We start from the raw sequence: 13,733 nt of genomic DNA, 5'->3' as shown, positions 1-13,733 counted from the left end.
CGTGGTCGAGAGGTGCCCTAGAGTTCGTGCGACAGTTGTGACCGGGGCAACGACCTGAACCGTGCCGCGCCGACGCGGACGAGCGACCCACACGAGCCACGAGGGGAGGAGCGGGCCGGTGTTCTACTGGGTGATGAAGACGATCGTGCTGGGTCCGCTGCTCCGGCTGATCTTCCGGCCGTGGGTCACCGGGGTCGACAACGTGCCCACCGAGGGCGGCGCGATCCTCGCGAGCAACCACCTGTCGTTCTCCGACTCGATCTTCCTGCCGCTGCTGCTCGACCGGAAGGTCACGTTCCTCGCCAAGGCCGACTACTTCACCGGCCGGGGCGCGAAGGGCCGGGCGACGGCGCTGTTCTTCAAGCTCGCCGACCAGCTGCCGGTCGACCGCTCGGGCGGCCGGGCCAGCGAGGCCGCGCTGCGCACCGGGTTGAAGGTGCTGCGCAGGGGTGACCTGCTGGGCATCTACCCCGAGGGCACCCGCTCGCCCGACGGGCGGCTCTACCGGGGCAAGACCGGCGTGGCCCGCATGGCGCTCGAGGGTGGGGTCCCCGTGATCCCCGTCGTGATGGTGGGCACCGACAAGGCGCAGCCGATCGGCCGCAAGCTTCCGCGCATCACCCGAATCGGCGTGCGCATCGGCAAGCCGCTGGACTTCTCCCGCTACGAGGGTCTCGAGGGCGACCGTTTCGTGCTGCGCTCGATCACCGACGAGATCATGTACGAGCTGATGCAGCTGGGCGGCCAGGAGTACGTCGACGTCTACGCGGCATCGATGAAGGAGCGGCTCGCGGCGGCCAAGCGCGGTAAGACCGTGTCGCTGCCCGGCGACCCCGAGGACGAGGACGACGCCCCGCAGGACCTCGAGGCGCCGCTCGACGCCGGGGTCGACACCGACGTCGCGGCTGACAGCACGCACGACGTCGGCGAGCCCACGGACGCCGTCGCCGACCTCGGTGAGGCTGGCGACCAGGCCGGCGTCGACCGCAGCCAAGTCGACCCCAAGTAGCACCGAAGTCACGTCGGTCACTGTCGTCCGCAGGCCGCCACCGAGGGGTGGCGCCACGGACCACAGGAGCACCGCATGACCATCACCCCCACCCCCGCCGAGTCGATCGCCGGGTCGATCGCCGAGTCGATCGCCGACCTGCGTCGCGCCGTCACCGGCGACGTCCTCGTGGCGGGGGACGACGGCTACGAGCAGCACAGCCAGGGCTTCAACCTGGCCCTCGTGCAGCGCCCGGCCGTGGTCGTCGTGGCGGCCGACACCGAGGACGTCGCACGCGCCGTCCGCTTCGCCGCCGACCACGAGCTGCCGCTGGCCGTGCAGGCCACCGGGCACGGCACGGCCCGGGTGGCCGACGGCGCGCTGCTGCTGGTCACCAGCCGGCTCACCGGCGTCCAGATCGACCCGCAGGCCCGCACCGCCCGCATCGAGGCCGGCGCCAAGTTCGCCGCCGTCCTGCCCGCCGCGCAGGAGCACGGCCTCACGCCGCTGCTCGGTTCGACGACGGACGTCGGCGCGGTCGGCTACACCCTCGGCGGGGGTTTCGGCTGGCTGGGCCGCCGCTACGGACTGTGCTCCGACAGCGCCCGCTCCTTCGAGCTGGTCACCGCCACCGGCGAGGTGCTGGTGGCCTGCGCCGAGGAGAACCCCGAGGTCTTCTGGGCCCTCAAGGGTGGTGGCGCCGGTGCGCTGGGCGTCGTGACGAGCATGGTGCTCGAGCTCTACCCGGTGACCGAGGTGTACGCCGGCAACCTGCTGTACCCGGCCTTCATGGCTCGCGACGTGCTGCGCCGCTACCGCGACTGGGTCGACGGAGCCGACGAGCGCCTCACGTCGTCGGTGGTGCTGATGAACTTCCCCCCGATCGACGACGTCCCGGAGCCGCTGCGCGGGCAGTCGTTCGTCATGGTGCGGGGCTGCTGGAGCGGCGACCTCGAGGAGGGCGCGGCGCTCGTGGACGAGTGGCGCGCCTGGCGCCCGCCGGTGATGGACCTCTTCGGGCCTCTGCCGTTCAGCGCTGCCGACAGCATCAGCCAGGACCCGGTCGACCCCCTGCCGGCGATGGTCACGACCGAGTGCTTCGACACGCTCTCGGACGCGGCGATCGACGTCCTCGTGCAGGCCGCGGTGCCTCCGCCCGGCCGAGCCCCGCTGCTGGTCTTCGCCGAGGTCCGCCAGATGGGGGGCGCCGTCCGAGCCGGTGCGGCCCAGGCGGCGAATGACCTCGCCCGCCAGGCGGAGTTCGTGCTGGAGATGGTCGGGATGCCGGTGAACGCGCACGTGGGGCTGGCGCTGGAGGCTCACCTGCGACACACGCGCGCGGCCCTCGCCCCGCACGTCACGGGCGCGACGTACCTCAACTTCACCGAAGGCCAGGAGAAGCAGGAGCGCACCGCGAGCGCGTTCAGCGCGGCGCACCTGGCCCGCCTGCAGGCGGTCAAGGCCGCACTCGACCCGCACGACCGCTTCAGCCACGGCTTGTACCTGAGGGGCTGACGAAAAGGTCCTCCCTCGGCGCCGGGCGCGGCAGTACGCTCGGCGCCGATGGCCACCCTGCAGTACCACGCGTTCGGCGGGCTCGAGGTCGTCGGGCCCGCCGGACACCTCGACCTGGGCACCCGCAAGCAGCGGGCGCTGCTCGCCGTCCTGCTGCTCGAGGAGGGGCGCACCGTCTCGGTCGACCGCCTGGTCGACGACGTCTGGGGCGGCGCGCCGCCTCAGCGGGCCGAGGCGTCGCTGCACGCCTACGTCTCGACGCTGCGACGGGCGCTCGAGCCCGACCGCGCACCTCGCCAACAGGCGCAGGTGCTGGTGCGCCGGGGCGCCGGCTACGCGCTGCTGGTCGGCCCGCAGGACGTCGACTTCCGGCGGTTCAGCCGGCTCGTCGACCAGGCCCGCCGACGGCTCGACGCCGGTGACCTGCCCGGCGCCGCCGCCGACCTCGACGACGCGCTCGGCTCCTACGCCCCGCTGCTGCCGGACTTCGAGGGCGAACCGTGGTGCGAGCCCGACCGCGTGCGCCTGGCCCGGCTGCACCGCGCGGCGGTGCGCCTGTCGTACGACGTGCGCCTGCAGCGCGGCGACCACCGTCTGCTCGAGCCCGAGCTGCGTGCCGCGGCGCTCGCCGACCCCCTCGACGAGGAGCTGTGGGCGATGCTCGCGATCGCCCTGTACCGCAGCGGACGCCAGGGCGACGCCCTGCAGGCGGTGGCCGACTGCAAGCGGGCGCTCGCCGACCAGCTGGGTGTCGACCCTGGCCCCCGGCTGCGGCGGCTCGAGGTCGACCTGCTGGCTCAAGCCCCCGCGCTGGTCGTGGTCGAGGCGCCCACCGCAGCCGCGGTGCCCGCTCAGCGTCACCAGCCGGCCGACGCAGCGGTCGCGAGCCCGGCCGCGCGCGCGGACGTGCCCGGCGGCGACCACCCCACGGTGGGGCGCGTGCACGAGCTGCAGACCCTCGTCTCGGTGGTCGACCGGGCCGTCGACCGCCAGCACGCCGTGGCGGTGGTCGAGGCCGAGGCCGGTGCCGGCAAGACGCACCTGCTCACCGCGGCGTCCACGTACGCCGAGGAGCACGGGGCGCAGGTCGTGTGGGGCCGGTGCAGCCACGGCGCGGGAGCACCGGCCCTGTGGCCGTGGGTGCAGGTGGCAGGCGCGCTGCGCGTCGGGCACGAGCCTGCCGCGGACCCCGCCGACCCTGCCCTGGCGACCCTGCTGGCGCCGGGGGCGCAGACCCCGCCGGGCCCGGCCGACGCTGCCACCGACCCCAGCGCGAGCTTTCGCCAGAGCGAGGCGCTCGTGCAGCTCGTGCACCGGGTCGCCCGTTGCGGCCCGCTCGTCCTGGTGGTCGACGACCTGCACTGGGCCGACGACGCGTCACTGAGCCTGCTGGAGCACCTCGGCGCCCGCCTTCCCCCCGGAACCGCCTTGCTGGTGGGCCTGCGGCCGCCCACCGCCCACGCGGCCCGGCCGCTCGCTGAGGCCCTCGGTGCGCTGGCCCGCTCACGGCACCACGAGCGCATCGCCCTGGAGCCGCTGCCGCTGGAGGGCGTGGCGCGGGTCGTCGAGCAGGAGACGGGTGTGCAGCCCGATGAGGCCACCGCGTCGGCGATCCACGCCCGCACCGGTGGCAACGCCTTCTTCGTGCGCGAGGTGGCCCGGCTGCTGCACCGCACCGGCCGGCTCACCGGTGGCGACACGACGGTGGACGTCGGCTCCGAGGTGCCGAGATCGGTGCTCGACGTCGTCCGGGCGCGGTTGGCGAGCCTGCCTGCGGACTGCGTCGACCTGCTGCGGCTGGCGGCGGTGTCGGGCCGCGACGTCGACCTGCGGGTGCTGGCGGCGGCCGCAGGTGACACGCTGGCGAGCACCTACGAGCGGCTCGGGCCCGCGGTCGACGACGGCGTGCTCGTGAGTCACCCGCAGCGGGCCGGCTGGTGGCGGTTCGCCCACGACCTCGTCCGCGACGCCGTGATCAGCACCACTGCGCCGCTGAGCGCGCCCCGCCTGCACCTGCAGGTGGCCGACGCCTTCGCGGCCGTGCACCCCGACTCCGCCGTCGAACCGCTGGCCTTCCATCTGTGGTCGGCCGGCCCGCTCGCCGACCCCGAGCGCACGGCGGGCGCGCTGCTGGCCGCGGCGCAGGCGGCTCTCGCCAAGAACGCGCACACCGCAGCCCAACAGCATCTGGAGCTGGCGGCCGGGGTGGCGCGGTCCGCGCAGCTCGACGCGCTGGAGCTGCAGGCGTTGACGGCACTGGCCGCCGTCGCCTCCGCCCGCGTGGGCTACGCGGGCGGCGACCCCGAGTGGTTCACCCGAGGTGAGCAGCTCGCGCGTCGCCTCGACCGCCCGCGCGACGTCGGGCACCTGCTGTACGCCAGGTGGGCGGCCGCGTCGCAGTCGCTGCGGCTCGACGAGAGCGCGCGCTGCGTCGAGGCGTTGCGCGAGTACGTCGACGGCCGCGCCGACCCCGTGCTCCACCTCTACGCAGCCCTCGCGTCCGGCATCGACCACTGGGACCGCGGCCGCATCGGCGAGGCCCACCGCTGCCTGCAGCGCGCGACCGCCATCGCCGCAGCGCACGCCGACCTCGTGCGCGGTGACGTCATGCGGTTCGACCTCGAGCTGCTCCTGCCCGCGTTCGTGGGCATCGTGCAGGCCCTGCACGGCGAGGTGGACGCCGCCCGCGCCACGCTCGCCGGGCTCGAACGCGGCGCTGTCGGCGACCCCTACCGCACCGTGCTGTGGGCGCAGTTCGGTGCGATCACCGAGTCGCTGGTGGGTGACGTCGACCGCGCTCTCGCCACCGCGCGGCGCGGCCTGCAGGCCGACCCCGACGGCAGCTTCCCGTTCCTCGGCACACTGATCCTGGTCGAGTACTGGTGGGCCGTCGCCCTGCTGGCGATGCGCGACGGGGCGCCGGACGCGGCGGCGGAGGCCGCGCACGCGTGCCACGAGCTCGAGCAGGTGGTGACCGACATCCGGCACACGGGCACGCTCACCGGCGAGCCCGGCAACCTGGCGCTGCTCGCCGAGGCGCTGCTGGTGTCGGGCCGGCTGGACGACGCCGACGGCGCGCTGGCGCAGGCGAGGGCGTCGATGGAACGGCACGGCCAGCGAGCCGACGAGCCGCTCGTCCTGCTCGTGCAGGCCCGGCTGCAGCGAGCACGCGGCGAGCCGGCGCAAGCCGTGCTCGCGACGATCGGCGCGGCGCGCACGCTCGCCGAGCAGCGGGAGGCGCACCTGTTCGTGCGACAGGCCGACGCGCTCGCCGCCGAGCTGGACGCCCCGGACGCCGCCGCCTCGACGCCGCTCGCGACCGCCTGAGCGCAGCCGCCTGAGCGCAGCCGCCTGAGCGCAGCCGCCTGACGTCCGGCCCGCGTCAGCTCAGGTGCGGCCGAGGCGCAGCTGCTCGAGCACGACAGGGTCGATGCGCCCCGGACGCAGGCGCATCTCGAAGTTCGCCGACCCGGCCCAGTCGTCGAGCAGGGCGTCGAGGTCGCCGCCCTCGTGGCCGAGCCGTGCGAGCAGCGAGCGCACCTCGTCGGCCACCTCACCCTCGAGCGGCAGCAGCGCCTGCGGGTCGGGCTCGCCGAAGTACAGCTCGTGCAGCGCGGCCAGGCGCTCGAGCTCGGCCACCGGCTGCTCGTGGTCGTCGACCCGCAGGTCGAGCGCGGTGTCGTCCCCGCCGTAGCCGGCGCCCGGGCGCACCACGACGATCGCGGCGCTCTGCCGGCCCCGCCGGTCACCGCCCGCCTCGTCGCCGGCCCGCAGCGCGGCGAGCAGCCGCTGGCTGATCGGCGACCCGGCGGACGCCGTCCACGCTGCCTCCATCGCCTCGACCACCTGCTCGCCGACGAGGATGTTGCCCTGCACCGCGTAGTCGTCGCCCGCGCGACCGCCGGCCCAGTCGTGGCAGGCCGGGCCGGTGAACGTCGCGGCGTCGCTCGCCGACACCACGCCCACCTGCCGCTGGTCGCGGCCGTCGTCGGCGCCCGTCAGCCGCTCGACGACGTCGCGGCTGGACGCCCCGCCGGCGAGCAGGTCGAGACCCTGGGGGCGGTAGGCCAGGTTGGCGTAGGCCTGGGTGGCGATCGCGCCCACTCCGGCTCGCGCACCCGGAACCGCGTAGCCCACGGCGAGGAACTTGCTGGCCACGGCGACGCCGTACGCGTCACCGTCGCGACCCACGATCGAGAACGTCATGGCGTGACCCTAGCGGCGGTGGGTGTCCGCGACGTGGTCGGCGGGTGACTGCGGCGCGATCGACGTGGCTAGGGTGAGGGCATGCGCATCGGTCTGCTCACCGGCGGGGGAGACTGCCCCGGCCTCAACGCCGTCATCCGCGCCGTGGTCCTCAAGGGCAGTCGGCTCGGGCACGAGTTCGTCGGCTTCCAGGACGGCTGGCGCGGCCCGCTCGAGGGCCGCTCGCGCCCCCTCGTCGAGGAGGACGTCGAGGACGTCCTCTCTCGCGGCGGCACCATCCTCGGCTCCTCGCGCACCAACCCCTACAAGGTCGACGGCGGCGTCGAGCAGATCCGCCAGAACCTCGAGGCGGCCGGCGTCGACGCGCTCATCGCCATCGGCGGCGAGGACACCCTCGGCGTGGCCAAGCGGCTCACCGACGACGGCATCCCGGTGGTCGGCGTGCCCAAGACCATCGACAACGACCTCGGTGCCACCGACTACACCTTCGGCTTCGACACCGCCGTCTCCATCGCCACCGAGGCGGTCGACCGGCTGCGCACCACCGCCGAGTCGCACCACCGCGCGCTCGTCGTCGAGGTGATGGGTCGCCACGCAGGCTGGATCGCGTTGCACTCGGGCCTCGCGGGTGGCGCGAACGGCATCCTGATCCCCGAGACGCCGTTCGACGTCGACACCGTCTGCGGCTGGGTGCGCTCGCGGTTCGAGCGCGGCCACGCCTCGATCATCGTGGTGGCCGAGGGTGCGGTGCCCGAGGGGGGCGCGGAGGTGCTGGCCACTGGTGAGACCGACGCCTTCGGGCACGTCCGGCTCGGCGGCGTGGGCACGTGGCTGGCCGCCGAGATCGAGCAGCGCACCGGTCACGAGACGCGGGCCGTGGTGCTCGGCCACGTGCAGCGCGGCGGGACGCCCACCGCCTACGACCGGGTGCTCTCGACGCGGTTCGGGCTGCAGGCCATCGACGCCGCGCACGAGGGCGACTTCGGCCTGATGGTCGCCTTGCGCGGCACCGACATCGTGCGCGTCCCGCTGTCTGAGGCCACCGCCGAGCTCAAGACCGTGCCGCCCGAGCGCTACGCCGAGGTCGAGACCTTCTTCGGCTGACGCCTCACCGACGTCCCGTCATCCGGACCGCGCGCGGGAGGGTTCGGGGGCGCGCCTACCCTGGGACCGTGAGCCTCGACAGCGTGAGCACCCTGGGCGACCAGGCCACCGCCGACCGCGAGCGCCGCGTGCTCGAGGGCCTGGACGCCTGGCGCTCGATGCCGGCCGCCCAGCAGCCGACGTGGGGCGACGACGCCGCGCTCGCGCAGGCGGTGCAGACGCTGCGCAAGAGCCCGCCGCTGGTGTTCGCGGGAGAGTGCGACGAGCTGCGGGCCCGGCTGGCGGCCGCCGCCCGCGGTGAGGCCTTCGTGCTGCAGGGTGGGGACTGCGCCGAGACCTTCAGTGGCACGAATGCCGACGACATCCGCGACCGGATCAAGACGATCCTGCAGATGGCCGTCGTGCTGACGTACGGCGCGAGCCTGCCGGTGGTCAAGCTCGGCCGGATGGCGGGCCAGTTCGCCAAGCCGCGCAGCAGCGACGTCGAGACGCGCGACGGCGTGAGCCTGCCTGCCTACCGCGGCGACGCCGTCAACGACTACGCGTTCACCGCCGAGGCGCGCCGGCACGACCCGGCGCGGCTCGTGCAGGCCTACCACGCGAGCAGCTCGACGCTGAACCTCATCCGCGCGTTCACCCAGGGTGGCTTCGCCGACCTGCGCCAGGTGCACGAGTGGAACCGTGGTTTCGTCGGCAACACCGCCAAGGCTCGTTACGAGGTCATGGCCCGCGACATCGACAAGGCCATGCGCTTCATGGACGCGTGCGGCGCCGACTTCGACGCGCTGCGCACGGTCGCCTTCTACGCGAGCCACGAGGCGTTGATCCTGGAGTACGAGCGGGCGCTCACGCGCATCGACTCGCGCACCGGCGACCCCTACGACGTCTCGGGGCACTTCGTGTGGATCGGTGAGCGCACCCGCCAGCTCGACGGTGCGCACGTCGACCTGCTCTCGCGCGTGCGCAACCCGATCGGCGTCAAGCTGGGCCCCAAGACCTCCGCCGACGACGTCCTGCGGCTCATCGACAAGCTCGATCCCGACCGCGAGCCCGGTCGCCTCACCTTCATCAGCCGCATGGGCGCCGAGCGCATCCGCGACGCGCTGCCAGCGCTCGTCGAGACCGTCGCGTCGGCCGAGGGCCAGGTGCTGTGGATCTGCGATCCCATGCACGGCAACGGTTTCGAGTCGCCGTCGGGCTACAAGACGCGCCGGTTCGACGACATCATCGAGGAGCTGCGTGGCTTCTTCGAGGTGCACAAGGCGCTGGGTACCGTGCCGGGTGGCGTGCACCTCGAGCTCACCGGCTCGGACGTCACCGAGTGCCTCGGGGGCTACGAGCAGATCGACGAGGAAGGCCTCGCCATGCGGTACGAGTCGGTGTGCGACCCGCGGCTCAACCACCAGCAGAGCCTCGAGGTCGCGTTCCTCGTCGCGGAGATGCTGGGGGAGCGCTGAGATGAGCGCCGCAGGGGGAGCAGGGGTCGTCGACCTGCGCAGCGACACCGTGACACGGCCGGTGCCGGCGATGCGCCGGGCCATGGCTGAGGCGCCCGTGGGCGACGACGTCTACGGCGAGGACCCCACGGTCAACAGCCTCGAGCGGCGGGTGGCTGGGCTGCTGGGGCACGAGGCGGGGCTGTTCACCCCCTCGGGTTCGCTGGCCAACCAGCTGGGCCTGCGGATGCTCGTGCCGCCCGGCAAGGAGCTGCTCTGCGACGTCACCGCACACGTCGTGCGCGCGGAGCTGGGCGCAGCGGCGGCTCTCAGCGGCATCACCACCCGCACCTGGCACAGCGGCGACGGCCGGCTGGACGCGGCGCTGCCGCTGGCGATGATGCAGCCGGACGCCGGGCCGTACCTCGTCTCGACCGCGGCCATCGCGGTCGAGAACACCCACAACTTCGGTGGCGGCACGGTGCAGTCGCTGGAGCAGGCGAAGGCCTTGCGGGCGGGCGTCGAGGGCACCGGCGTGCGGCTGCACCTTGACGGCGCGCGGTTGTGGAACGCCCATGTCGCCACCGGCGAGTCGCTCGTCGAGTGGGGCGGGTTGTTCGACACCGTGTCGGTGTGCCTGAGCAAGGGTCTGGGTGCACCCGTCGGCTCGGTGCTCGTGGGCTCGGCCGACCTGGTCGCGCAGGCCCGGGTGTGGCGCAAGCGCTACGGCGCCGGCATGCGCCAGGCGGGCATCCTGGCTGCTGCCGGCCTCTACGCGCTCGACCACCACGTCAGCCGGCTGGCCGACGACCACGCTCGCGCTCGCCGGCTGGCCGAGGCCTGCGCGGACGTCCTGCCCGGCGTCGTCGACCCGGCCTCGGTGAGCACCAACATCGTCATCCTCGACCTCGGTGCCGCGCGCGCCGGGGCAGGTGAGGTCGTCGACTCGCTCGCGGCACAGGGAGTCCTCGCCTCGGCGTTCGGACCGCAGCGCATCCGGCTGGTCACCCACCTCGACGTCGACGACGATGCCACCGACCGCGCCGCGCGGGCGCTGCGCCAGGCTCTGTCGGCCTGATGGTGGGTGCCGGCAGCGACTCCGCGAGCGGCTGCCAGGATCGGCGTGTGAATCACGCCGACGACCGGGCGCTCCCCCCGGGCCAGCGTCCGGCCGCGGGGTGGCCGGTGCTGCACTACGGGCCGGTACCCCACGACCGGGGGCAGCGCTGGGACCTTCGCGTCACCGGCGCCACCGAGGACGGCCTGGAGCACGTGCTCGACACCGCGCAGTTCGCGGCCCTGCCCCGTACCGACGTCCAGGGTGACCTGCACTGCGTGACCCGGTGGTCGGTGCCCGACAACCGGTGGTCCGGCGTCGCGGCGCGCACCCTGATCGACCTGTTCCCGCCGGCGCCGGGCGCCGACTACGTGATGGTGTGGGCCGAGTACGGCTACTCGGCCAACCTGCGCTTGGAGGACCTCGCCTCACCGCGCACGGTGCTGGCGACGCACCACGACGGCGAGCCGCTGACGCCCGAGCACGGCTGGCCGGTGCGGCTCGTCGTGCCGCACCTGTACGCCTACAAGGGCCCTAAGTGGCTGCGCGGGGTGGAGTACCTCACCGAGCCCGGTCGGGGCTTTTGGGAGCAGCGCGGTTACCACGCGAGCGGCGACGCCTGGCGAGAGGAACGATGGTCCTACCAGGAGTGAGCTCGACGACGTACATCGCGGCCAGTACGAGCAGCCCGCCGCCCAGCATCCGGCCGGTGAGGTGCTCACCGCCCACCGCCACGGCGAACAGCGCGGCGAACACCGGCTCCATGGTCATGATGATCGCGGCCCGGGTGGCCGTCAGGTGGGCCTGGGCCCACGTCTGCGCGATGAGCGCGCCGGCGCCGGCCAGCACGGCGGTGTAGAGCACCGCGAACCACGCGCCGGACGTCGTCGGGAGGCGGACGCCGCCGGGCAGCGCAGCGAGCGAGCACAGCGTGGCGATAGCCACCATCTGCACGGTGGCCAACCCCAGCGCGTCCTTGCCCCCCGACCACGCGCCGAGGGCCACGATGTGCAGGGCGTAGAGCAGCGCTGAGGCCAGCACGAGCAGCTCGCCGGTGCCCACCGAGAGCCCGCGCAGCGCCAGCAGGGCGAGGCCGGCGGTCGACATCGCGACCGCCACCCACGTGGCGGCCGGGGCTCGCTGACGCAGCAGCACGGCACCGAGCACGGGCGTGAGCACGACGTACATGCCGGTGACGAAACCGCTCACGGCTGCCGAGGTGTGCGACAAGCCGAAGGTCTGCAGGATCTGGGCGAGTCCGTAGACGACGCCCAGCACCACGCCGCGGCGCACCTGGTCACGGTGCATCCGGCGCAGCGGCACCCAGAACGCGATGACCATGGCGAGCGCCGCGATGACGAACCGGGCGGCCAGGAAGTCGACGACCGGCAGGCTGCGGACGACGTCCTTGATCATCACGAACGTGCTGCCCCACACCGCCGTCACGCCGACGAGCAGCAGGGCGGCGATGAGCGAGGTGCGCGACGCGCGTGCGCCGGCCGGGGGTGCGGGTTCGACCTCCGGGCTGACCAGCCCCTCGCTCACAGGACGGCGATGGTGACGGTGGAGCCCGGCTTGACCTTGCCGCCGGCGCCTGGGCGCTGGGCGATGACGCGCCCGCCGCCGTTACCGAACACCGAGGTGACGCTGACCTTCAGGCCCGCGGCCTCGAGCTTGCTGCGCGCATCCTCAGCCGACATGCCGACGACGCGCGGGACCTCGACGAGCTCGGGACCCTTCGACACGACGAGCTTCACGGTGTCGCCCTTGAACGCCGTGCCGGGGCCGGGATCCTGGCTGACGACGCTGCCCTTCGGCACCTTGTCGTCGAACGCCTCGGTGGTGGTGACCTTCAGCCCGGACCCCTGAAGCGCCTTCGTCGCCTCGTCGGCCGGCTTGCCCACCCAGTCGCCGACCGCCACGGGCTCGCGGCCGCGGCTGATCACCAGGTCGACGGCCGTGCCGCGGCGCACCTTCGTGCCGGGCTTGAGGGACGCCGACACGACCTTGCCGTCGGGGACGGAGTCGTCGAAGGAGCGCGTGACCTTGCCGACCACCAGGTGGGCGGAGGCGATGGCGGCGCGGGCGGCGTCCTCGGTGAGTCCGGCGAGCTTCGGGACTGCGTAGCGTTCTGGCCCGCGGGAGATCACCAGCTGCACCGCGCTGCCCTTGCGGGCTCTGGCGCCCTCAGCAGGGTCGGCCGACACGACGCTGCCCGCGGCGACCGTCTCGCTGAAGGCTTGCGAGGTCTCGGCGTCCAGGCCCCGCTTGGTGAGCGCGGCGGTGGCCTCGGCCTGCGTCAGGCCCACCACGGTCGGCACGCGCACGTACGCGCCGGGCCCGGCCCCCACGTACCAGCCTGCGACGCCCAGCAGGAGCGCCAGCCCCAGCACCACGGCGAGCGCGATGCGGCCCCGCGAGCGCCGGCGCCGCGCGGGGGCCGGGCCGATCGTCGGTGCCGTGACGGCGTCGAGGGCCATCGTGCGCTCGGCGGGCGCGTCGGCGGGCGCGTCAGCGGGTGGCTGGTGCGGCTCGGGGACGACGGTCACCGGGCGGGCGTCGAGGGCCGGCCCGGGCAGCACCCTTCGCGTCTCGCGCAGCGACATGAGCAGCTCGCGGGCGTCCGCAGGCCGCTCGGCGCGATCGCGCGCCGTGGCCAGCAGGACGAGGTCGTCGAGCGCCGGGTGGATCCCCGCAGCCCGGCTGGAGGGCGCCGGCACGCGGCTCGAGACGTGCTGAAGCGCGACCTGCACGGGCGTGTCGCCGCCGAACGGCTTGGTGCCCGTGAGCATCTCGAAGAGCACGACCCCCGTGGCGTAGACGTCGCTGCGCGCATCGGCCGTGCCGCGCTCGACCTGCTCGGGTGCGAGGTACGACACGGTGCCGATCAGCAGGCCGGTCTGGCTGTGCGTGGTGGCGGCACCGACGGCGCGCGCGAGCCCGAAGTCAGCCACCTTCACCCGGCCGTCGTCGCGGATCAGGACGTTCTCGGGCTTGATGTCGCGGTGCACGATGCCGGCGCTGTGCGCGGCCGCCAGGGCGTCGAGCACGGGCTCGAGCAGGTCGAGGGCCTCGTGGGCGGTCATCGGGCCGCGGTCGCGCATCACGTCGCGCAGGGTGCGCCCCGGCACGTGCTCCATGGCGAGGAACACCACGCCGCCGTGGCTGCCCTGGTCGAAGACCTGCACGATCCCCGGGTGGTTGAGCCGCGCCGCCGAGCGCGCCTCGCGGGTGAACCGGCTGACGAACGCCTCGTCGTCCACGAGGTTCGGGTGCATGACCTTCAGTGCCACCTCGCGGTCGAGCCGCTGGTCGAGCGCGAGGTACACCGTGGCCATGCCGCCGCGCGCGATGCGCGAGCGCACCACGTAGCGCCCGTCGAGCTCGCGCCCGACGAGCGGGTCGGCGACCGTCACGTCCACGGCCC

10 protein-coding genes are annotated in these 13,733 nt (G+C 74.0%); 7 read left to right on the top strand and 3 right to left on the bottom strand.

The genetic code is table 11. The annotated features are described in order from the left end of the window. Nucleotides 1-118 precede the first annotated feature (118 nt). The 3 genes from ASD06_RS11415 to ASD06_RS11405 all read left to right on the top strand — a co-directional run bounded on the left by ASD06_RS11415 (nt 119) and on the right by ASD06_RS11405 (nt 5,830). A complete protein-coding gene (locus ASD06_RS11415; RefSeq protein WP_082537961.1) occupies nt 119-1,009 on the top strand; it encodes a 1-acyl-sn-glycerol-3-phosphate acyltransferase in 891 nt (296 codons plus the stop codon). Between the two features lie 75 nt (nt 1,010-1,084). Continuing rightward, nucleotides 1,085-2,503 carry an FAD-binding oxidoreductase gene (locus ASD06_RS11410; protein WP_056677378.1) on the top strand — a complete coding sequence of 473 codons (1,419 nt, stop codon included), beginning with the start codon at nt 1,085-1,087 and terminating at the stop codon, nt 2,501-2,503. A gap of 48 nt (nt 2,504-2,551) precedes the next feature. Then, nucleotides 2,552-5,830 (top strand): BTAD domain-containing putative transcriptional regulator, encoded by a 3,279-nt coding sequence (locus ASD06_RS11405; RefSeq protein ID WP_056677375.1) that lies wholly within the window; start codon nt 2,552-2,554, stop codon nt 5,828-5,830. Between the two features lie 60 nt (nt 5,831-5,890). On the opposite strand, the gene ASD06_RS11400 is transcribed toward ASD06_RS11405, so the two are convergent. Beyond that, nucleotides 5,891-6,709, bottom strand: coding sequence for a DUF1028 domain-containing protein (locus tag ASD06_RS11400; RefSeq protein WP_056677371.1), 819 nt, complete (start codon nt 6,707-6,709; stop codon nt 5,891-5,893). Between the two features lie 81 nt (nt 6,710-6,790). Between ASD06_RS11400 and ASD06_RS11395 the strand changes: the two genes are divergently transcribed. The 4 genes from ASD06_RS11395 (at nt 6,791) to ASD06_RS11380 (ending at nt 10,959) form a co-directional block, all read left to right on the top strand. Further along, a complete protein-coding gene (locus ASD06_RS11395) occupies nt 6,791-7,813 on the top strand; it encodes a 6-phosphofructokinase (RefSeq protein ID WP_056677368.1) in 1,023 nt (340 codons plus the stop codon). A gap of 128 nt (nt 7,814-7,941) precedes the next feature. Next, the gene (locus tag ASD06_RS11390; protein WP_056677815.1) at nt 7,942-9,270 is read left to right on the top strand and encodes a class II 3-deoxy-7-phosphoheptulonate synthase; all 1,329 of its coding nucleotides are present in this window, start codon (nt 7,942-7,944) and stop codon (nt 9,268-9,270) included. Between the two features lies 1 nt (nt 9,271). Then, a complete protein-coding gene (locus ASD06_RS11385; protein ID WP_056677364.1) occupies nt 9,272-10,327 on the top strand; it encodes a low specificity L-threonine aldolase in 1,056 nt (351 codons plus the stop codon). Nucleotides 10,328-10,329: 2 nt separating this feature from the next. Next, complete coding sequence (locus tag ASD06_RS11380; RefSeq protein ID WP_369853734.1) at nt 10,330-10,959, top strand: molybdopterin-dependent oxidoreductase; 630 nt, start codon at nt 10,330-10,332, stop codon at nt 10,957-10,959. Here ASD06_RS11380 and ASD06_RS11375 read toward each other — a convergent pair. Further along, nucleotides 10,868-11,851, bottom strand: a complete 984-nt coding sequence (locus tag ASD06_RS11375) for a DMT family transporter (protein ID WP_200942090.1) — start codon at nt 11,849-11,851, stop codon at nt 10,868-10,870. The genes ASD06_RS11380 and ASD06_RS11375 overlap by 92 nt on opposite strands. Next, entirely contained in the window at nt 11,848-13,728 is a 1,881-nt protein-coding gene (gene pknB, locus ASD06_RS11370) for a Stk1 family PASTA domain-containing Ser/Thr kinase (RefSeq protein WP_056677357.1), read from the bottom strand. The genes ASD06_RS11375 and pknB overlap by 4 nt, the downstream gene beginning before the upstream one ends. Between the last annotated feature and the right edge of the window lie 5 nt (nt 13,729-13,733).

It is taken from the genome of Angustibacter sp. Root456, from assembly GCF_001426435.1.
GTDB lineage: Bacteria > Actinomycetota > Actinomycetes > Actinomycetales > Angustibacteraceae > Angustibacter.
Note: the sequence above shows the minus strand (reverse complement) of the source record. Positions and strands in the feature narration are given on the sequence as shown.